Origin of the sequence: Mariniradius sediminis, assembly GCF_021491425.1 — a bacterium.
GTDB lineage: Bacteria > Bacteroidota > Bacteroidia > Cytophagales > Cyclobacteriaceae > Mariniradius > Mariniradius saccharolyticus.
This window is the reverse complement of the sequence record NZ_JAKEVZ010000009.1, coordinates 187,009-205,800: the sequence shown is the minus strand read 5'-3', so window position 1 is coordinate 205,800 and position 18,792 is coordinate 187,009. Positions and strand designations below refer to the sequence as shown.

General features: G+C 47.7%; 16 protein-coding genes. 5 read left to right on the top strand and 11 right to left on the bottom strand.

Going from position 1 to position 18,792, the window contains the following annotated elements:
- Positions 1-25 precede the first annotated feature (25 nt).
- Positions 26-2,098, top strand: coding sequence for a T9SS type A sorting domain-containing protein (locus L0U89_RS13230; RefSeq protein WP_234861958.1), 2,073 nt, complete (start codon positions 26-28; stop codon positions 2,096-2,098).
- Here L0U89_RS13230 and panB read toward each other — a convergent pair.
- The 7 genes from panB to pdhA form a co-directional block, all read right to left on the bottom strand.
- A complete protein-coding gene (panB, locus tag L0U89_RS13225; protein WP_234861957.1) occupies positions 2,092-2,913 on the bottom strand; it encodes a 3-methyl-2-oxobutanoate hydroxymethyltransferase in 822 nt (273 codons plus the stop codon). The two genes, L0U89_RS13230 and panB, sit on opposite strands and share 7 nt — an antisense overlap.
- 6 nt (positions 2,914-2,919) lie before the next feature.
- On the bottom strand, positions 2,920-3,423 hold the full coding sequence (locus L0U89_RS13220; RefSeq protein ID WP_234861956.1) for a phosphoribosyltransferase family protein: 504 nt from the start codon (positions 3,421-3,423) through the stop codon (positions 2,920-2,922).
- Positions 3,424-3,538: 115 nt separating this feature from the next.
- Positions 3,539-4,369 carry a hypothetical protein gene (locus tag L0U89_RS13215; RefSeq protein WP_234861955.1) on the bottom strand — a complete coding sequence of 277 codons (831 nt, stop codon included), beginning with the start codon at positions 4,367-4,369 and terminating at the stop codon, positions 3,539-3,541.
- A gap of 31 nt (positions 4,370-4,400) precedes the next feature.
- Positions 4,401-5,720: an aspartate kinase gene (locus tag L0U89_RS13210; RefSeq protein ID WP_234861954.1), complete on the bottom strand. Its 1,320-nt coding sequence runs from the start codon at positions 5,718-5,720 to the stop codon at positions 4,401-4,403.
- Between the two features lie 111 nt (positions 5,721-5,831).
- Positions 5,832-6,308 carry a 6,7-dimethyl-8-ribityllumazine synthase gene (ribH, locus tag L0U89_RS13205; protein WP_234861953.1) on the bottom strand — a complete coding sequence of 159 codons (477 nt, stop codon included), beginning with the start codon at positions 6,306-6,308 and terminating at the stop codon, positions 5,832-5,834.
- An 80-nt stretch (positions 6,309-6,388) separates the two neighbouring features.
- Complete coding sequence (locus L0U89_RS13200; protein ID WP_234861952.1) at positions 6,389-7,096, bottom strand: tetratricopeptide repeat protein; 708 nt, start codon at positions 7,094-7,096, stop codon at positions 6,389-6,391.
- Positions 7,097-7,215: 119 nt separating this feature from the next.
- Positions 7,216-8,235 carry a pyruvate dehydrogenase (acetyl-transferring) E1 component subunit alpha gene (pdhA, locus tag L0U89_RS13195; RefSeq protein ID WP_234861951.1) on the bottom strand — a complete coding sequence of 340 codons (1,020 nt, stop codon included), beginning with the start codon at positions 8,233-8,235 and terminating at the stop codon, positions 7,216-7,218.
- A gap of 105 nt (positions 8,236-8,340) precedes the next feature.
- Between pdhA and recF the strand changes: the two genes are divergently transcribed.
- Positions 8,341-9,453, top strand: a complete 1,113-nt coding sequence (gene recF / locus L0U89_RS13190) for a DNA replication/repair protein RecF (RefSeq protein WP_234861950.1) — start codon at positions 8,341-8,343, stop codon at positions 9,451-9,453.
- On the opposite strand, the gene L0U89_RS13185 is transcribed toward recF, so the two are convergent.
- Positions 9,447-9,860 carry a DoxX family protein gene (locus tag L0U89_RS13185; protein WP_234861949.1) on the bottom strand — a complete coding sequence of 138 codons (414 nt, stop codon included), beginning with the start codon at positions 9,858-9,860 and terminating at the stop codon, positions 9,447-9,449. The two genes, recF and L0U89_RS13185, sit on opposite strands and share 7 nt — an antisense overlap.
- Before the next feature lie 117 nt (positions 9,861-9,977).
- Here L0U89_RS13185 and L0U89_RS13180 point away from each other — a divergent pair, with 117 nt between their 5' ends.
- Positions 9,978-11,117 carry a TlpA family protein disulfide reductase gene (locus tag L0U89_RS13180; protein WP_234861948.1) on the top strand — a complete coding sequence of 380 codons (1,140 nt, stop codon included), beginning with the start codon at positions 9,978-9,980 and terminating at the stop codon, positions 11,115-11,117.
- A gap of 44 nt (positions 11,118-11,161) precedes the next feature.
- Here L0U89_RS13180 and L0U89_RS13175 read toward each other — a convergent pair whose 3' ends face one another.
- Both L0U89_RS13175 and L0U89_RS13170 read right to left on the bottom strand, forming a co-directional pair.
- Positions 11,162-12,250, bottom strand: a complete 1,089-nt coding sequence (locus L0U89_RS13175; RefSeq protein ID WP_234861947.1) for a glycoside hydrolase family 43 protein — start codon at positions 12,248-12,250, stop codon at positions 11,162-11,164.
- A gap of 266 nt (positions 12,251-12,516) precedes the next feature.
- On the bottom strand, positions 12,517-13,422 hold the full coding sequence (locus L0U89_RS13170) for a nucleotidyltransferase family protein (protein WP_234861946.1): 906 nt from the start codon (positions 13,420-13,422) through the stop codon (positions 12,517-12,519).
- Positions 13,423-13,772: 350 nt separating this feature from the next.
- Between L0U89_RS13170 and L0U89_RS13165 the strand changes: the two genes are divergently transcribed.
- Entirely contained in the window at positions 13,773-14,111 is a 339-nt protein-coding gene (locus tag L0U89_RS13165; RefSeq protein ID WP_008623944.1) for a P-II family nitrogen regulator, read from the top strand.
- A gap of 53 nt (positions 14,112-14,164) precedes the next feature.
- Positions 14,165-15,397 carry an ammonium transporter gene (locus L0U89_RS13160; protein ID WP_234861945.1) on the top strand — a complete coding sequence of 411 codons (1,233 nt, stop codon included), beginning with the start codon at positions 14,165-14,167 and terminating at the stop codon, positions 15,395-15,397.
- 154 nt (positions 15,398-15,551) lie between these two features.
- Here the strand turns inward: L0U89_RS13160 and L0U89_RS13155 are convergent, their stop codons facing one another.
- Complete coding sequence (locus L0U89_RS13155; protein ID WP_234861944.1) at positions 15,552-18,677, bottom strand: WD40/YVTN/BNR-like repeat-containing protein; 3,126 nt, start codon at positions 18,675-18,677, stop codon at positions 15,552-15,554.
- Between the last annotated feature and the right edge of the window lie 115 nt (positions 18,678-18,792).

Genomic DNA, 18,792 nt, shown 5'->3' with positions numbered 1-18,792 from the left:
CTATTTGTATATTTTGGTTTTTTGCATGAGTCTTCCCGCTTGGGCGCAGCAGGTTTTTACTTTTGGTGAGGGAGTTTCGATTTCTGTTGATGGCGAACAATTACCAATGCCGTTTGCCGTTGGTATCAATGCGGCCCAGTTTCAGCAAATGGACCTCGATGGGGATGGAACTGAAGAGTGGATCGTTTGGGACATCAATTCCCGACGGGTGTTGGTCTTTTCAAAAAACAATGAGTCATTCAATTTCCGTGCAGGATTGGCCTATTCTTTTCCGTCTGATATCAGCGGTTTTTTGGTCCTTCGGGATTTTGATGGAGATGGGAAAATGGACATTTTCACTTCCAGTCCTTTCGGCATAAAAGTCTACCGAAATAGCAGCCCAAAGGGTGCCAGCAAGCCGCAGTGGACGCTTGCCCAGAATTTTCTCCGCTTGGACAACGGCTCCAATCTCCAGGCAAATAACCTCGATATTCCTTTAATTACTGACTTGGATGGAGACGGCGACCTGGATATCGTTACCTTCAATTTTGCCTCGGGTGATTACCTCGAATACTACAGAAATACCAGCGTGGAGCGCAAAGGGCAAGCCGACGTGGACGGTTTTGCATTTCCCGAAAGCCATTGGGGAGGTTTTGAGTTTTGTGGTTGCGGTGCCTTTAGCTTTGGGATTTCTTGCTTGGGAGTACCTTTCGCAAGGCTTGACGAAAACAAACGAGTCCAACATGCGGGCGGGCATTCGATCCTGTTTGAGGATTTTGATGGGGACGGGATTCGGGATCTACTCTTGGGAAGGGACGAATGCGGCAGCCTGTATTTTCTTCCAAACCTTGGCAGCAACAACGATCCGGTTTTTGAGTCCTTTTCCCAAGAGCTTCCTGGCTACGGACCGCTGCCGCAGTTCCCGATTTTTCACACCGCTTTTTTGGACCGGGCAGAATTGATCGTAAGCAGCAACACTTCCGAGATATCGGTGATATTTCAAGCCGATTTTTCACAAAATATCTTTGTTCTTCCGCGTTTTGGAACCAAGTCAGCTGTTTACAGCCCGTTTTTGCAGGACCAGATGTTGGATTTGGGGGAAAGTTCACGGCCCTTTTTTGAGGGGGTGAAGGAAGACGGAACGCTGATCGTTACGGCAAATTCAAAGTGGAAGGGAAAAGTTGTAGGCCTGGCATATCGTCTTGATATAAAGGGAAATGACTGGGTTTTGGCGGAGAGGGATTATTTGGGATTGTCTGCATGGGATTTGTTGGAGTTGCAGTATTTCGAATTTGTAAAAGGCCAAGGAGGCAGGGAGTATTGGATATCAGGCATTGATACGGTCGCCGGCCTTCTCCAAAGGAGGGTTTGGGTCGGTGAAAATGCCATTCAGGACCAAATGCAGGAGCTTGTTTTCGCCGGCACGGGCATAAGGACTTTGGACCATGTAGAGCCGTTTGCCTACAATGGAAAAGATTATCTGCTTTTGGCAAGGCAAACGGGGGAGTTGGTGCTTTTCGAGGTCGTTCGCGGAGAAAGTATAAGCTTGGAATTGTTGGAGCGGAATTTCCTTGGACTGTCGGATAATCCTGCACGACGCAACCTGTCTGTCCATGTCATACAAGGTCCTGAGCCTTCGTTATACCTTGTGGACCAAAATGGCGAGTTGCGTCTTATACGGGATTTTATGGGCAGCGCAGAGAATTTTCCCGTACAGTTGGATTTGGGACAAGGGGAAAAGGTTCCTACCCGATTGAGTCGAAGTACATGGATCAGTTCGATAGCTGCTGCCTTTGGCAATAGCCACGATTTGGTTTTAGGAAATACAGCGGGAGGTTTGGAATATTTGAAGTCCACGGGCGACAATCCGTCCAGCCCTGATTTTCTCACAAAAGTATACCCCAATCCAAATCAGGGGGAATTTTTCATCATGGCATCAAAAACTTCAAAAGCAAGGTTGATCAACAGCCTCGGACAGATCTTGATGGAGGATATAGAAATGACAGCCAATCGGCCCGTACAGATTCAATATCCATTCATGGCACCGGGATTGTACCTGATTCAAATAGAAAGCGTGGAAGGCGATAGGGAGATACGCAAAATCTGGGTCAATCAATAACTTTCCTTGTCAGATGGAAAAGATTTGGACTTTACATCTTTGATGTAACCCTGCACCGCTTCAGTCATGATAGACTGCAGATTGGCGTATTGCCGGAGGAACCTTGGTTTGAATTCTTGGTTGATACCGAGCATATCATGGACAACGAGCACTTGCCCATCTACATAGGGACCCGCCCCGATTCCAATTACAGGGATTTGAACTGTCTCAGCGACTTGCTTGGCGAGGGCTGCGGGGATTTTTTCCAATACAATTGCAAAGCAGCCACATTCTTCTAGGAGTTTGGCGTCATCCAGGAGTTTTTTGGCTTCGGCTTCTTCTTTTGCGCGTACGGTATAAGTTCCGAATTTATAGATCGACTGGGGTGTCAGACCCAAGTGGCCCATCACGGGGACGCCTGCACTGAGGATTCTCACCACAGATTCCCGGATTTCTGCGCCGCCTTCAACTTTCACGGCATGGGCGCCGGATTCTTTCATGATTCTGATGGCGGAGCGGAGCGCTTCAGAGCTGTTTCCCTGATAGGATCCAAACGGTATGTCTACAACCACAAAAGCCCGTCTCACTCCCCGCACGACGGAGGTGGCATGGTATATCATTTGATCCAAAGTGATCGGTAGCGTGGTCTCATGTCCGGCCATCACATTGGAAGCGGAGTCGCCGACCAAGATGATATCGATTCCTGCGCTATCGATAATGCCTGCCATCGAAAAATCATAGGCCGTGAGCATGGATATCTTTTCACCCCGCATCTTCATTTCCTGAAGAATGTGGGTCGTGATTCTCTTGATATTGGACGAATTGTGGACAGACATCTCAGCTTAGTGAAGGTGTACGGTATGGTTTTCGGATTGCAAATCAACTGAGATATGTTCGCTCAGCGTGGTGGCAAGCTCAAGCCCGGTGTAATCGGGAGTGACTGGGAAGAGTTTGTGAGAACGGTTGACTAATACCGCGACTTCAATCTTCTTCACGGCACTATTCAGAAACGGCTGTAACGCGTAGACCAAGGTCTTTCCTGTATTGAGCACATCATCGACGATGATCACGCAGTGGCTTTTTGCGCTTGGACTCTTGGACAACTTGATCTCACTCTTGTCGACGTTTGCTTTGTCCAGTACTATTTCGATGACTTCGGCCTTGATTGGCGAAATGCCAGCAAGTGTATCCGCCAATAAAATAGCCAATCGATGGCCCATACCGGTGATCCCTGCGAATGCGACTTGTTCCTCATGGAGGTTTCGCTCGTAGATTTCGTAGGCCATCCGGGTGATTTTTTGGCGGATCTGTCGATCTGTCAATACCAGGGTCTTGATGTCGCTCATGCTTCAGATAATAAGAAACGAAAATTAAAGCAATTGGAATTGGATTCAAACGGAAGCGGCTACAAATCTCCCTATTTTAGGGAATTTGTAGCCGCTGTTTGTTTTTCAGCAATGTTTAGAAAGCGATGGTCCTGATTTGATCTCCGATTCGGATCGTAAGGCTTTCACTGCATTGCGGTCCAGTTCCCGGGGTAGTCTGTATGTTGGTTGCCGCAAATGTTGATTCGAGAACCCCCTTTGCGAATCCATTGTTGCCCAAATCCCTACAGACGAGCCTATATTCCAAGGGGGCGGTAACGTTCGTTTGGAAATTTCCGATGCCCTTGTAGTTGCCAGTTCCTTGTCCTGTAATATCAAAGTTGGTAAGGACTTCACCGATATTTACTTGGGAGCTGAAATTTCCGGAGAGGGTTGAGACCTGGTTGTCTTCATGTGTAAATCGCAGGTTCTGGTACGATGTTGTTTGTCGGTAGGTCGCGCCAAAAACGATGTTCCCGTGGTCAATCTTGATTGAACCTTCAAACTTTCGCTGTTCCATGATGAGGTTTTCAAAAGTCAATGTAGCCGAAGACCCAACCGTCCATGAACCGCTTGGCATCGATATGACGATTTTACCCGATTTGCGGAATCCTGTCGATGGCGTGCATGATTGACCATAATCTATTGTCATGGTCCGGGCAGCAGGGTTCCAAATGTAGGTTGTATTTGCACAATCGACTTCGGCGGGATTCAACAAAATGTCACCGATTAGGTCGTTTTTTGAAAGTCCTTTGAAAAACGATAGGTTGATTTCCATCAGGAATCTTTGGAACATCACTTCCGATACCGCAAATACCTGTTGCTCAAACAGTGGGTCGGTGGGCGTTTCAGGTTCGTTTTCACAGGAAAATAGTCCCATTCCAAAAAGGCCAAACAATGCAATCCAAATCGTTTTTCTCATTTTCATAACTTTCAATTTTCCGTGCTTCAGAGATTTTTTACCAGGAAAACAAGCCCTCGTTCAAGCTTCTAAGCGCGTCATTCTTGTATTTTGCTTCCACCAACAAGGAGACATTGTGTCTGCTTCCGCCATAGGATACCATCCGAATTGGATAATCCCTGAGGCAGTCCATGATTTTTGCCAACGTACCTTTGGATTCGGCAATCATGTTACCAACGACGGAGATGATGGTTTGGTTTTTGTCCACTTCCACGGTTCCGAAAGCTTCGAGTTCCTTGACGATTTGTTTCAAATGTGTCAAATCATCGATCGTAACTGAGACGGCGACCTCCGAAGTGGTGATCATATCGATGGAGGTTTTGTATTTCTCAAAAACCTCGAAGACTTTCCGCAAGAAGCCATATGCCAACAGCATCCTCGTGGACTTTATTTTGATGGCTGTAATCCCATCCTTTGCCGCCAAGGCCTTTACGCCAGTCCCTTGTTCTTTTGAAGTAATGGTTGTGCCCGGAGCATTGGGCTCCATGGTGTTGAGCAATTTCACCGGGATGTTGGCATGTTGTGCTGGCCAGATGGAAGCCGGATGGAGGATTTTTGCTCCGAAGTAGGCCAATTCTGCCGCTTCATCGAATGAAAGCTGCGCAATTGGTCTGGTCTTGTCGACAACCCTAGGGTCGTTGTTGTGCATGCCGTCGATGTCTGTCCAGATTTCAACGACTTCTGAGTTGATAGCTGCGCCGATAAGGGAGGCGGAATAATCCGAACCGCCGCGCTTGAGGTTGTCGACCTCATTGCGGTGGTTTTTACAGATATAGCCCTGAGTAACAAAAATTCTGTCTTGTGGATAATTTGCCAGGATTGATTTCAGTTTCTCACTAATTTTCTTCAATTCAGGTTCGTTGTTCTCGTCGATGCTCATGAAGTCCAAGGCTGGAAGAAATACTGCCTTGATGTCTAGTTCCTGCAAAAGCGTGTAGAATAACTTGGTGGAGAGCAACTCTCCTTGTGCCAATATATCCCTGTTGATGGCTTCATTGAAAGATATTTTCAGTAAGATATTGAGAAACTCAAAATGTTCCTGAATGATTTTCTCACCCTTTTTTCTTGCCGCCTCGGTTTTGAGGAGTTCTGGGTAAAATGCCTGGTAATGTTTGTGTAAGGTATCGATGCGCTCTTTCGCGAGGTCTTTTTTGCCTTCGGCGAGCGCTTCGCCGATGGATACTAGGGCGTTGGTAGTTCCTGATAACGCGGATAGCACGACGATTTTTTTCTGGCTATCCCGCGTGATCAGGTCTTTTACTTGGTGCATTCTCTCGGGTTTGCCGACAGAAGTACCCCCGAATTTCATGATTTTCATGGTTAATTAATTTGATTGTCAATAGGTTTGGTAAGAAGTGCGAAGGTGGAAGTCAGAAGTTCGAAATGACGAAATACTCAAATCTAAAATCTCGCGTCTCAAATCTGAAATTTAAAATCCAAGCATCTTGATCGCAGTGATGGCAGCCTCGTCGCCTTTGTTGCCGTGTTTGCCGCCTGCCCGGTCGAGCGCCTGCTGTTGGTTGTTCGGAGTCAAAACCCCAAAAATGACCGGTTTGTTAAATTTGAGGCTGACATTGGTAATGCCGTGGGCCACCGCGTCGCAAATAAAATCAAAGTGGCGGGTTTCGCCCTGAATCACGCAACCAAGGCAAATCACAGCATCAATTTCGTCAAGTTGGGCGAGCCATTGTGCCCCCAGCGACAGTTCGAATGAACCCGGGACGTTTTTTCGCAAGATGTTGTATTTCTTTACCCCGTGTTTCAGCAGCGTCTCCAAGGCACCTTTGTACAGGGCCTCGGTGATTTCATCGTTCCACTCGGAGACGACGATGCCAAATTTTTTGGTGGACATATCCACCAGGTTTTTGTCGGAATATTGGCTGAGACTTTTGAGGGATGTTGCCATGGTATTTCTGTTTTGGATAAAAACAAAAAAGAGCAGAACCTAGGCCCTACTCTTTTGGAATGCTGCTTTTTGTCGAAGCATTACTTAGAGGCAAGGCCTTCCAAGCGCGCTTTATGCTTTCGAGCATTGGTATATTCGTATGATTCGAAATATTTCTCTTCGATGGTGCTGTAGGTCTTGATAGCATTTTCGATATCGCCTGCCTCTTCATAAGCAACAGCCAATTTGCTCAAATACCGCGGTGCAAAGAATTTGTTTTCCTTGTGGTCAACAGCCTTTTTGTAGGACGAAATTGCATCGCTCGTATTTCCTAATTCCAAGTATGCGTCTCCCAGGAGCGAAAATGCTCTCGCTTGAACAAAATAGTCGTCGGACGAGAATTTCTTCAAGTGATCCACTGCGTCTTGGAATTTTCCTTGGGAAAGGTAAATAGACCCGATATAAAAATGCGCCAAATTAGCCGCATCAGTCCTGCCGTATTGGTCTACTATTTTCAGGAAACCCGGATTGGAACCATCGCCATTGAGCGCATAATCCACGCTGTCCTGCTCGAAATAATACACAGCTTGGAACATTTCCTCCTGTGCTTTTTCGTTTTTGTTTTGATTGTCAATCTGGAAGTAGAGTGCACCGGCGATCACGACGATCACCGCAATCAAAATACCCCCAACCAGTTTTGAGTTTTGCTTTACGTAGGCCTCGCCTCTTTCCAGTCTGCTTGCGATTTCTTCGGGTTTTTCCAACAAATCTTCCACACCAGAAGCTTTTTGCGTCGTTTTCTTAGCCATTGTTTGATTTTTTGCAGCCGCAAATATAAGGCTTTTACTTAATACACAAATTGGGATCAAAAAAATCAGCCACGTTTCCTGGTGGGGCCGTGGCTGAAGTCCAAGTCGATTTGAGAAATTTACTCCATCACAAACGGGTAATCTTCCTGTACATAAACATCTTTGAATGCGTCCATCCCGTCAGGCCAAGGCGATTCTTCCGCAAATTTCACGGATGCGTCTACTTGCTTTTTCACCCGGGCATCGATTTCGGCGATTTCCTCCTCGGTAAGGATATTGTTGTCCTGAATGGTCTTTTTTACCTGTTCGATGGGATCACGCTGCTTGTATTCTTCGACCTCTTCCTTGGTTCTGTATTTTTGTGGATCGGACATGGAGTGCCCCTTGTAGCGGTAGGTTCTGAATTCCAAGAGGGTTGGTCCGTCACCTTTCCTTGCTCTTTCAGCAGCCTCAGCAACTGCCTCATGGACGGCTTCTACGTTCATTCCGTCGACCGGGAAAGACGGCATATCATACCCTTTTCCGATCATGTAGAGTTCGGTCACGTTGGAGGTCCTCTCTACGGATGTACCCATGGCATAGCCGTTGTTTTCGATGACAAAGATCACCGGGACTTTATATAGCATGGCGAGGTTGAATGCTTCGTGTACGGCACCCTGTCTGACGGCACCGTCACCCATGTAGCAGATACAAAGGTTTTTGGTTCCTTTGTATTTTTCCGCAAAGCCAATTCCAAGGCCCATAGGCACTTGCGCACCCACGATTCCGTGGCCACCCATGAAGTTTCTTTCTTTGTCAAAAATGTGCATGGAGCCACCCTTTCCTTTCGTGGTACCGGTCGCTTTTCCATACAACTCGGCCATGATGGCGCCCGGGTCTGTTCCCAAGCCAAGCGGATGGGCATGGTCACGGTAGGCTGTGATCCACTTGTCATCCTTGGTCAATGCCGTGATGGCACCGGAAGCACAGGCTTCCTGACCGATATAAAGGTGACAAAAACCCCTGATTTTTTGCTGACCGTACAACTGTCCTGCCTTCTCCTCAAACCTCCTCATCAAAAGCATGCTTTCATACCAATACGCGTAAGTTTCTTTTGAATATTTCGCTTTTGACTTGGTGGTGGTACTTTTCTTTGCCATATCCAATGTGGTAAAATATGCTAAATTAGGCCCCAAATATAGCGAAATGGGCTGAATTTCGAGGCTGCCTGCGAAATTAACCAAAAACCCCACAGTATCCGCATCATGTATCTCAAAAATCTCCGGCTCCACCAATTCAAGAATTACCAAAAGGCGGACCTGGATTTTTCCCCGGAGATCAATTGCCTGCTCGGTATCAACGGTAGTGGGAAGACCAACCTGCTGGATGCCATCCACTACCTCTGCCTTACCAAAAGCGCCTTCCAGAGCATGGACAACCTCAACGTCCTGCATGGCGGGGAGTTCTTTACTTTATCCGGCGAGTTTGACTTGGAGGGAAAAAATTGGGAGATACGATTGGTAGTGGAAAATGGGAAGAAAAAGCAACTGCTGCGGCAGGGTAAGCCCGTGGAGAAAATGAGTGAACACATTGGGCTGCTGCCGATTGTCCTGATTGCACCGGATGACACGATGCTGATCAAAGATGGCAGTGAGGAAAGGAGGCGTTTTTTTGATGGGATGATCTGTCAGGTCAACCATGAATACCTGGAAAAGCTCATGCGTTACCAGCATTTCCTCAAACAAAGAAACGCGCTGCTAAAGCAGTTTGCGGAGCGGGGAAACTGGAAGCCGGCGTACCTCGAGCCTTACGATAGGGAAATCGTGTCGCTATCGAAGTACATTGCGGGTGTGAGAAGCGATTTTTTGCTGGAATTTGAGCCCAAGCTACGGGAGTTTTATCGCTTCATCTCCGATGCGCAGGAACCCGTGGGCGTGTCTTATGAAACGGATTGTATGGAGGAGAATTTCGTGGATAGCTTTGGGCAATGCCTCCAAAAGGACATTGCCACCCGCCGGACAAATATGGGTATCCACAAGGATGATTTTTTGTTTTCGATCAATGACTTTCAAATCAAAAAGTTTGGCTCCCAAGGGCAGCAGAAATCCTACGTCATTGCCCTCAAGCTTGCCCAGTTTCAAATTCTTAACCAACAAAAGGGAACCAAGCCCTTGCTGCTTTTGGATGATATCTTCGACAAGCTGGATGACAAGCGGATCGGTAAATTGATGGAGTTGGTCGCCGACCGCCAGTTTGGCCAATTGTTCATTACCGACGCCAGACCGGAGCGCTCGCGTCAGATTCTTTCAGGAATGATAGAGACGGATGTTCGGTTTTTTTCGATCGAAAAGGGGAAAGTCGCCGCCGTTGATCAATAATTGCGCTTTTTGATCTGGGCATCCACGGAGTACTTTCCGGGACCGAGCAAAAACAACACGATAAATACCAACAGAAACAGCAACGATTTTTCCTTGGATGAAAATGGATCATCCGCATGGGCGATCAGTGCCGCGACCAACATCGTGATGATCATTGGGATGAGCGAAAGCCGGGTCAAAAAACCGATCGCTACCAAAATCGCACAGAAAAACTCCGCAAAAATGGCAAGCTGAAGCGAAATCGCGGGGCCGAGTCCGATCGGATCGCTGAATTTGGCGAGGTAGCCGGTGAAGTCGGAAATCTTGGCCCAGCCATGTGTCAGCAGCATCAGCGCCGCGCCAATTCTAAGCAATGCGAGCGCCAAATCCTTGGCGATTTCAGTTGTGGAGAAAAGAAGCTTTTGCATTTTCTTTAAATCAAAGTGACCCGGAATTAGTTTATTTGTTCAAAAGTAGCCATTTTATCCAAGACACTCGTTAAATTGGCAGCATATCATCCACCCATTTCAATCCATTTCATAACGATGAAATCGCACACCATCTATCTCAAAAAGTCAGTTTTATTGCTTTTTTTATCTTTTGTGTCAGCGTTTGGATATGCACAAAGCACCTCGCCTGCCTACCAAAAGCTCATGCAGAGCATGGATAAATATATCCAACAGGAATTGTATTCGGAAGTTTCCAAGGTCCTTTTTGACGTGGAGGAAGCACCTGCCGTCGATAGCTACATCGGATTTAGCAAGGGCGTCAAGTCCAACCTTGACCAGATTGTGAGCCAAAACTCCGCCGGACTTGAAGCCAAGGAAATGGCAAACGCCAGGCTTTACACCCAAGCCATGATGATCCAATTGGGAGAACTCTATATGGAGCGTGCCCAGGAATTGGAGCCCAAAGAAAAGATCGCCTTTTTGGATGCCTATCTTTCCGGAATTGGGCTGGACAAAGAAATCAACGAACTGTCTGACGACTTGGCGAGGTCACTGATGATGTCGCTGCATTCTGCCATGGGAATTCCTTTTGGCGTACCAAACTACCAAATCGAAAACTACATCGAGAGCCTTCCCGAGCCAAAGCAGGAACTCTACCGTGCTGCGATGATCCTCAACGAAACGGTGATGCTGTCAGGCGGCTATGAAGTGGCGGAGCGGCAGGTGACCGAGTTTGAGCAACTGTATCCAAAGTCTGGATTTTTGCCCCAGTTGCAGAGGGGATTGGCTTCCTTGGAAAAGTTGAGGGAGGGTGCAGTCGTGGAAAATTTCGCCTTTGAGGATATGGAAGGCAACAAGGTAAGTCTGGCAGACTACAAGGACAAGATCATCTACCTCGACCTATGGGCCAGCTGGTGCGGACCCTGCATCAATACTTTCAGGACCAAAACGCCCGCTTTTGAGCAAAAATTGAGGGAGAGGGATGATGTAGTGCTGATGTATGTGTCGATTGACGAGAAGCCCGAAGCTTGGAAAAATTACCTCAGCAAAAACCCCATGCGCGGTGTTCACTTGTTTGCAGGCAAGGGATTTGAGGCGGAGATTGTCCGTTACTTCAAGGTATGGGGGATTCCGCGCTACCTGATTTTGGGAAAAGACAACAAGATCATCGACGTGAATGCCCCACGGCCGGGTGATGAGGCCTATGAAGCGCTGATTCAGATAGGGGGAATATAGATTAGGAAATGAAAAAGCCTTCCAAATTCGGAAGGCTTTCGCTTTTATTTTTTCATCGGGAAAATCGGTTCGATCGTACCGTCTTCCTTGTGGACCAATTCGGTCATTTTGATGTTGCGGAGGTGCGTCTCTCCGGAAAGTTCGGTATCGTGATAAAAGAGATACCATTTCCCATTCCATTCGACGATGGAGTGGTGGTTGGTCCAGCCTTGGACGGGGTGTAGCACGATTCCCTTATAAGTGAATGGACCGTAAGGATTGTCTGCGATGGCGTAAGCGATGAAATGTGTGTCGCCCGTGGAGTAGGAAAGATAGTACTTGTCCCCATATTTGTGCACCCAAGCTGCCTCAAAGAACCTCCTGTTGTTGTCACCCGCCAAGATCGGATTTCCGGACTCGTCGAGAATCTTGATTTCCTTTGGCGTTTCTGAAAAAGACTTCATATCGGCCGAAAGTTTGGCCACATAAGGTCCCAAGGCTGGTAGGCTGTCAGCGGGAAGGCCGGCTGTGGGACCGGTTAGGCCCTCTTGGTATTTGCCGTTTTTGAATCGCTGCAACTGTCCGCCCCAGATTCCACCCGCATACAGATAATAGTTGCCATCGGCATCTTTCAGCACTGATGGGTCAATGCTGTAGGAACCTTTGATGGGTTCGGGTTCGGCTTTGAATGGTCCGGCAGGATTGTCGGCGACGGCAACGCCGATTCTAAAGACATCCTGCTTGTCTTTTGCGGGATAGTAGAGGTAGTATTTGCCATCCTTCTCGGCGGCATCCGGTGCCCAAAGTTGCCTGCTGGCCCAAGGGACATCTTCCAAGGCCAAGACCTTGCCATGGTCGGTGACCTCGCTGCTGGGACTGTCCATAGAGAAGACATGGTAGTCCTTCATGTCGAAATGAGAACCCATGTCATCCTGTGCCGCGGCACTTTCGACATCATGTGATGGATAGATGTACAATTTTCCATCAAACACATGGGCCGACGGGTCGGCTGTGTACACATGACTCACGATTGGTGGATTTACAAATGGATTTTCGGTGACAGTTTCGACCGGTTCTTGTTGTGTCTCGGTTTTTGGCCCGCAGTATGCCAAGAGCATTGCCAATGGCATGAGGTAGATTGGGTTGTGTTTCATGGTTACAATAGGTTGAAATTGGCCTCAAATTAGGAAAAAGTGTTTGGATTTCGGATGTCTGTTTCTATTTGGGCTTTACCGCTTTGCCTCGGAACGGCAATCGGCCCATTCGATATTCTTCATTTATTCCAATAATGAATGAAGAACGCCGAATATCGAATTTTGAAAGTAGGAGGATTCCTCGGATGCATTCGTAATAGCAGCATAACCTAACTCCGGCTTACGCATAAAAAAAGGCCGCCCATGGCAGCCTTCAGGTTGGTGGTCTATTTCCAAAGATTCGCGGGGTATTCCCCTGCATCGTGAAGTTTTTTCAAAGCCTCTATGACGACAGGCTTGTCCTCTGTATACGTCACTCCAAACCATGTTTTGCCGCCGGGTAAGATTTCAAATGCGGCTTTTCCCGCTTGGATAAGGTTGTTGGCAACGGTTGGAATATAAAATTCGGATTTGAGATTTTCTTTGTTGGCGGGTAGGAAATCTTGCCACATCTGTTCGATATCCGCAAAAACATCCGGATGGAATCCCCAGAAATTCATGGAAACAGGTGTTCCTTCTTTGATTTCGATCACCTCCCCATCTCCCTTCGCCAGTATTTTTTCACCCTCACGAGCAATGGAAGTTCGCTCTACCATGCCAATAAGTTGGTTCGCTGCGTTCATGGAGCAAACGCCACGACTGACTGTGCCATGCTCGGAAAGTACATTTTGGATGGCATAGCCGACCATGGCGTGGAGGTCAGGCTTTACCTCGTTTTGCAGGAAACTACCCAATACATCGTAAGCTTCCTTGCCATAAAAATCATCCGCATTGATGACCGCGAACGGTTCCGCAATCGCATCCTTTGCGCAAAGTACCGCATGGGCTGTGCCAAAAGGCTTTACCCTATCTGGATTTTGGAATTCCTCAGGCACAAAGCTCTTGATGGATTGAAGGACGAAATCCACTTCAATTTTTCCTTCCAATTTTGGCAGAAGGAGGTCTTTTGCTGTTTGTAGGATTTCTTCACGTACGATTAGTACTACTTTTCCAAATCCTGCCCTGATGGCATCATAGATGGAATATTCCAATATCGTTTCGCCGTTTGGTCCGAATCCATCAATCTGCTTATTGCCACCATAGCGGCTGCCCATGCCTGCCGCAAGGACCAAAAGTGTTGGTTTTTTGTTCATGTTCTCTAAAATTCAGGTGCCAAATTTAGGTTTTTCCCTTGGGTATCAAACTTTGCGGAGAATATTTTGCCGGATAGGGATTTGGTTTTTTGTGCAGATAAAATGACAAATTTTCTCCCACTAACCTGCTTTTTTTCAGATTTCCCCATTCTTGGTAGCGATTTGAGGCTAAAAATCAAAAAACAATGCATGAGTGATATAATTATGGTCTAATTCAATGCCTGATTTTGAAGATAAAGTGGAAAATTTTTCAAAATTGGGTTGAAAAATAACCATCAAATATTTTTTTTTCATTTTTTCGCTTAGATTAGCGCAGATTTCCTATTAAACCCTCCAAAAAATTAGACAAAATGAAAAAAATCGAAGCAATCATTAGGACATCAAAATTTGATGAAATCCATAAGTGCGTGGCCGGATTGGGAGTGAAATTCCTGACTTTCTACGAAGTCAAAGGCATGGGCATGGAGCATGCAAGGATGCAAACCTACCGTGGTGTGGCTTATGAGCCAGCCTATATACCACGTACCAAGCTTGAGATTGTGACCGAAGATGAACTTGTGCCCTCCGTGATTGACTGTATCCTAAAAATGGGTAAGACTGGTGAAGTCGGGGACGGGAAGATTTTCGTCTATGAGGCGCTCGAGGCCTATCGTATCAGAAACAATGATAAAGGCGTGGATGCCCTTTAAACCGAGAAAACCATCGATACAATAAATATAAAACCTAACAAACCTATCAACCTATGACTCAGGAATTATTTACCATCAATAACCTGTGGATGATGGTGGCCACGTTGTTGGTCTTTATCATGCACTTGGGCTTTGCGACATTGGAGGCCGGACTGACCCGCGCCAAGAATACTGTCAATATCTTGTTCAAGAACACAATCATCCCGGCGATGGGTCTTTTGACCTACGCATTTATCGGGTTCAATCTGATGTATCCCGGTGCGGATTTTGCCGGATCGGTGTTTGGATTTTCCGGATTTGGCTTATCACTTCCCGAAGGTTGGGACTCTTCCAATTACAATGCGGGCTACACCTACTTCACAGACTTTATCTTCCAGGCCATGTTCGCTGCAACTGCCGCTACGATCGTGTCAGGTGCGGTGGCCGAACGGATCAAATTGGGACCATTTATCTTTTTTTCCGTCATTTATGTGGGTATTTGCTACCCCATCGTCGGCATGTGGAAGTGGGGGGGAGGCTTCCTCCATACCATGGAAACACCGTTCTATGATTTTGCGGGATCTACAATTGTACACTCCGTGGGAGGTTGGGCCGCACTTGTTGGTGCGTTTCTCCTCGGCCCAAGACTTGGCAAATATACGCCTACCGGCATGAAGGCGATCCCGGGTCATAACCTGCCTATGGCGACCATCGGCGTGTTTTTGTTGTGGTTCGGCTGGTTTGGGTTCAATGGCGGTTCCGTACTAACTGCCGACCCTGGCACGGTATCCAAGGTATTTGTCACGACTGCGATTGCGGGTGCAGCAGGTGCTTTCGGAGCGCTGGTTTCCTCCTATTTCAAATTCAAAACCTATGATATCACGATGGTGCTCAACGGTATCCTTGCCGGACTTGTTAGCATCACCGCTGGTGCAGACAAAATGGGCGTCGGAGAAGCGGCTCTGATCGGACTGATAGGGGGTACGTTTGTCGTTTTTGCAGTCGTTCTTTTTGACAAAATTAAAATCGACGATCCTGTGGGCGCGATCTCGGTGCACTTGGTATGCGGGATTTGGGGTACCTTGGCCGTTGGCTTGTTCGGTGATTTGGCAGGTCTTCCGCAGATTATTGCCCAATTGAAGGGAATAGCTATCGTCGGTGCTTTCTGTTTTGTAACAAGCTGGCTGATTTTTTTCACGCTCAAGCGGACAATCGGTATCCGTGTGGATGAAAAAGAAGAAAGGGAAGGTTTGGATATCAACGAGCACAGCATGCAAGCTTATCCTGATTTTGCTTCAAAGGATTAATTGAATATTTCCAATAAAAGAAAGAGGCTCGGGAGCTATTCCCAAGCCTCTTTTTTTATGAATGCTTGATTTAAGTTGGGGTAGACAACAAATTCGAACTATTTCGGTTTGCGAAATTTGGCGATCGTAATCACCAAAAATTGATTTTCCGAGTTTATTCATTCTTCACAAACAATACACCTACACCTTTTTCCTGTGCCAAAGCATTGAATTTGGGTATTTCCTCCTGCAACAAAGCATTTCCTTCTGCTTTGAGTTTCACCCATTCTGCGTTGAGTTCGGCCAATCTATCCCTCGATCCCTGCGTGATCCTAGGGATCTCACTATCGGACTGATTGATGAGGTAGAGATAGTTGGCGGTGAACTTGTTGGGAAAGTTTTCTACATCATCATAGGCCTTGGATTTCCGCTGTACCATCGATTCGTCCCAAGCCTGTATCCTTTTTTGGAGTGTTTGGGCGGCGAGGTATAGGTCTTTACGATCTGCATCGGTCTTGATTTGGTCCATCAGGGCCTTGAGTTGGTTTTGGTAAGCCATAGCCGTATTGACCATTCGGTGCATCGCGGTGAGTTCCTTTTCCATTTCTGACATGAATCTGTCATATTCCACATATGCATCTTGGGTCAGTCCAAAGTGCGGGTTGGGGATGATTTTCGCCAAAACTTGGCTGGAATCGTTTCCTGCTTTGACCTTGATTTGGTAGCTTCCTGGAATAGCTTTGTGGCCCCTGTAACTCCCCTCGATGAAGGCAGTTGGAATTCCGGGCATGGTGGCATGTCTCAGGTCCCAAACGAACCGATTGACTCCTTTTTTCGAAGCAATCACTGGCTCGGGAGATGGACCTCCATCATAGGAAATGAAAGAAGCGTCTTTCTTGCTGCTGAACCTCCTTATCATTTCTCCCGCTTCATTCCGGATTTCCAAAGTCACGGGGATGCTATCCACATGATTCTCGGGCAAATGGTAGTACAATACCATCCCCGAAGCGGGGTTGACGCCGACGAGTGGGTCTTTTCCTGTGGCGCTGTTGCTGTTGAGCGAGGAATACCAGCTACCATTATACGTATCGTCTGGTGTATAGAGGAGCGGCTTTTCGACTTTTGGCTTCAGTTCCCTCACCGGTTGCAAATCATCCAAGATCCAATAGGAACGGCCCGAGGTGGCCACTATCAGGTCATTGTGCACAATCTTCAGGTCGGTAATGGGCGTGACGGGAAGGTTCAGTTGAAAGGGATCCCATGATTGGCCACCATTTCTGGAAATGTAGACTCCTGTTTCTGTTCCTGCAAAAAGAAGGTTTTTGATTTGGGTGTCCTCCCTCACGACCCGTGTAAATGCACCATAGGGAATGCCTTTGCTGATATTGATCCAGGTTTTTCCATAATCCGTGGTCTTGTAAATGGCTGGCGTGTAATCGTTGAACTTATAGCGAGTCGTGGCGATATAGGCAGTGGCAGCATCATGGGGAGATACCTCTATAGCATTGACAAGTGTTTCGGGGAGTCCCTTGGGCGTGACGTTTTCCCAAGTCTTCCCGCCATCTTTGGTCAGGTGGACCAAGCCGTCATCCGAACCAGTCCACATCACGCCTTTTTCGTGGGGTGATTCGATGAGGTAGGCGATCGTGCCGTAGTTTTCCGCGCCCACTGCCTCGTTGGTGTAGGGGCCGCCGCCTTTGCCTTGTTTTTCTTTTTCGTTTTTGGTCAAATCAGGGGAAGCCTCTTCCCAAGTTGTACCCAGGTCCCGGGTACGCAACACATGCTGGGCGGCATGGTAGAAGGTGTTGGGTTCATGCTGTGACCAAATGATCGGCGCATTCCAATTGAACCGATACTTCATATCGCTCGCATCCCGACCCAAGTATAGAATCGGAGCAGCCATGATATTGGTCCCCGCTTGGGCCTTGGTGTCCAACACCTCAATCGTTCCCAAATAGACGCCTCCCAAAACATACCTGGGGTCATTTGGATCAAAAGCCAAAAATGCGGATTCACCACCCGCTGAGTAGTTCCAATGCTCTTGCGTGATTCCGCCCCGTCCCAAGGCCATGCTGTTGATCACAAGGGAGGTATTGTCTTGCTGCCCACCGTAGATGCGGTACGGGAACTGGTTGTCGGTATTGATGCGGTACATTTGCGCAGTGGGCATATTGTCTTGGCGTGACCAAGTCTTGGCATAGTTGAAGGAAATGGCGGCCCCACCATCATCGGCAATGACCATGTTTTTGGAGTTTTTGGGATTGATCCAAAGGTCATGGTAGTCACCATGCGCGTTGGGTAGCACTTCCCAGTTTTTTCCACCATCGATGGACCGCAAGGCCGGAGCGCTGAGTACATAGACCGTATTTTCATCACCTGGATCCGCAAAAACCTCGATGTAATACCAGGCCCGCTGTGTCAGTCTGTTGTCGCCACTCGCCAAGGTCCAGTTTTCACCTGCATCATTGGAGACAAATAATCCCCCAAGATCCTTGTTGGAGTCGCTTTCGATCAATGCATAGACCTTGGAAGAATTGGCGCGGGAAACGGCTATGGCCATTTTCCCTTTCTCTTTTGGAAGGCCTTGGTTGATCTTCTTCCAGGTTTTGCCGGCATCCGTGGACTTGTACAAGTCAGAACTTGGGCCGCCGGAGATGACTTTCCAAGGCAAGCGCTGATGCTCCCACATGGCGGCATAAAGGATTTCCGGATAATTCATATCCATGGAAAGTTCCGCCGCGCCTGTTTTGGTATCCACATAGAGGATTTTTTCCCAAGTTTCCCCGCCGTTGGTGGTTTTGAAGATACCGCGATCCTCATTTGGGGCGTGGAGCGCACCTTGCGCAGCAACATAGACAATATCGGGATTTTCGGGATGGATGATGATCCGTGAAATGTGTTGGGTTTTCTCAAGACCTACCTTTTTCCAAGTGCTGCCGCTATCGATGGATTTGTAGACGCCATCGCCATAGGAGGTCATCACGCCCCGGGGTGCGTGTTCGCCCATTCCGACATAGACGATGCGGGGGTGGCTTTCGGAGACGGCGATCGCGCCCACAGACCCTGTCGTGAAATAGCCATCGGAGATGTTCTCCCAAAGCTGCCCGGCATCGGAGGTTTTCCAAACACCACCGCCAGTGATTCCCATGTAGTAAGTGAGCGGGTCACCAACCACGCCAGTCGCCGTGACGGACCGACCGCCGCGGTGTGGGCCGATGTTTCTATATTTCATGGGAAGCTGGGTTTGGGCGATCAGGATGGTCGTAGAAATCCCCAGCAGGAAAGTGAAAAGAATTCTCATTGCTAGTTTGGTTGGAAAGTCAAGCAATGAAGTTCCAAATTTCTCGAAGCATTCCAAACAAGATTTTTGGTGGCGGGATGAATACCCAAAAAATTGATGCGCAACTGAGGGATTT

Excerpts from the sequence above, each read along its gene's own strand:
- L0U89_RS13215 (WP_234861955.1), bottom strand. The coding sequence starts at position 4,369 with ATGAAAATGAGAAAAACGATTTGGATTGCATTGTTTGGCCTTTTTGGA.
- L0U89_RS13180 (WP_234861948.1), top strand. The coding sequence starts at position 9,978 with ATGAAATCGCACACCATCTATCTCAAAAAGTCAGTTTTATTGCTTTTT.
- L0U89_RS13230 (WP_234861958.1), top strand. The coding sequence starts at position 26 with ATGAGTCTTCCCGCTTGGGCGCAGCAGGTTTTTACTTTTGGTGAGGGA.
- pdhA (WP_234861951.1), bottom strand. The coding sequence starts at position 8,235 with ATGGCAAAGAAAAGTACCACCACCAAGTCAAAAGCGAAATATTCAAAA.
- L0U89_RS13210 (WP_234861954.1), bottom strand. The coding sequence starts at position 5,720 with ATGAAAATCATGAAATTCGGGGGTACTTCTGTCGGCAAACCCGAGAGA.
- panB (WP_234861957.1), bottom strand. The coding sequence starts at position 2,913 with ATGTCTGTCCACAATTCGTCCAATATCAAGAGAATCACGACCCACATT.
- L0U89_RS13170 (WP_234861946.1), bottom strand. The coding sequence starts at position 13,422 with ATGAACAAAAAACCAACACTTTTGGTCCTTGCGGCAGGCATGGGCAGC.
- recF (WP_234861950.1), top strand. The coding sequence starts at position 8,341 with ATGTATCTCAAAAATCTCCGGCTCCACCAATTCAAGAATTACCAAAAG.
- L0U89_RS13185 (WP_234861949.1), bottom strand. The coding sequence starts at position 9,860 with ATGCAAAAGCTTCTTTTCTCCACAACTGAAATCGCCAAGGATTTGGCG.
- L0U89_RS13200 (WP_234861952.1), bottom strand. The coding sequence starts at position 7,096 with ATGGCTAAGAAAACGACGCAAAAAGCTTCTGGTGTGGAAGATTTGTTG.
- ribH (WP_234861953.1), bottom strand. The coding sequence starts at position 6,308 with ATGGCAACATCCCTCAAAAGTCTCAGCCAATATTCCGACAAAAACCTG.
- L0U89_RS13165 (WP_008623944.1), top strand. The coding sequence starts at position 13,773 with ATGAAAAAAATCGAAGCAATCATTAGGACATCAAAATTTGATGAAATC.
- L0U89_RS13175 (WP_234861947.1), bottom strand. The coding sequence starts at position 12,250 with ATGAAACACAACCCAATCTACCTCATGCCATTGGCAATGCTCTTGGCA.
- L0U89_RS13220 (WP_234861956.1), bottom strand. The coding sequence starts at position 3,423 with ATGAGCGACATCAAGACCCTGGTATTGACAGATCGACAGATCCGCCAA.
- L0U89_RS13155 (WP_234861944.1), bottom strand. The coding sequence starts at position 18,677 with ATGAGAATTCTTTTCACTTTCCTGCTGGGGATTTCTACGACCATCCTG.
- L0U89_RS13160 (WP_234861945.1), top strand. The coding sequence starts at position 14,165 with ATGACTCAGGAATTATTTACCATCAATAACCTGTGGATGATGGTGGCC.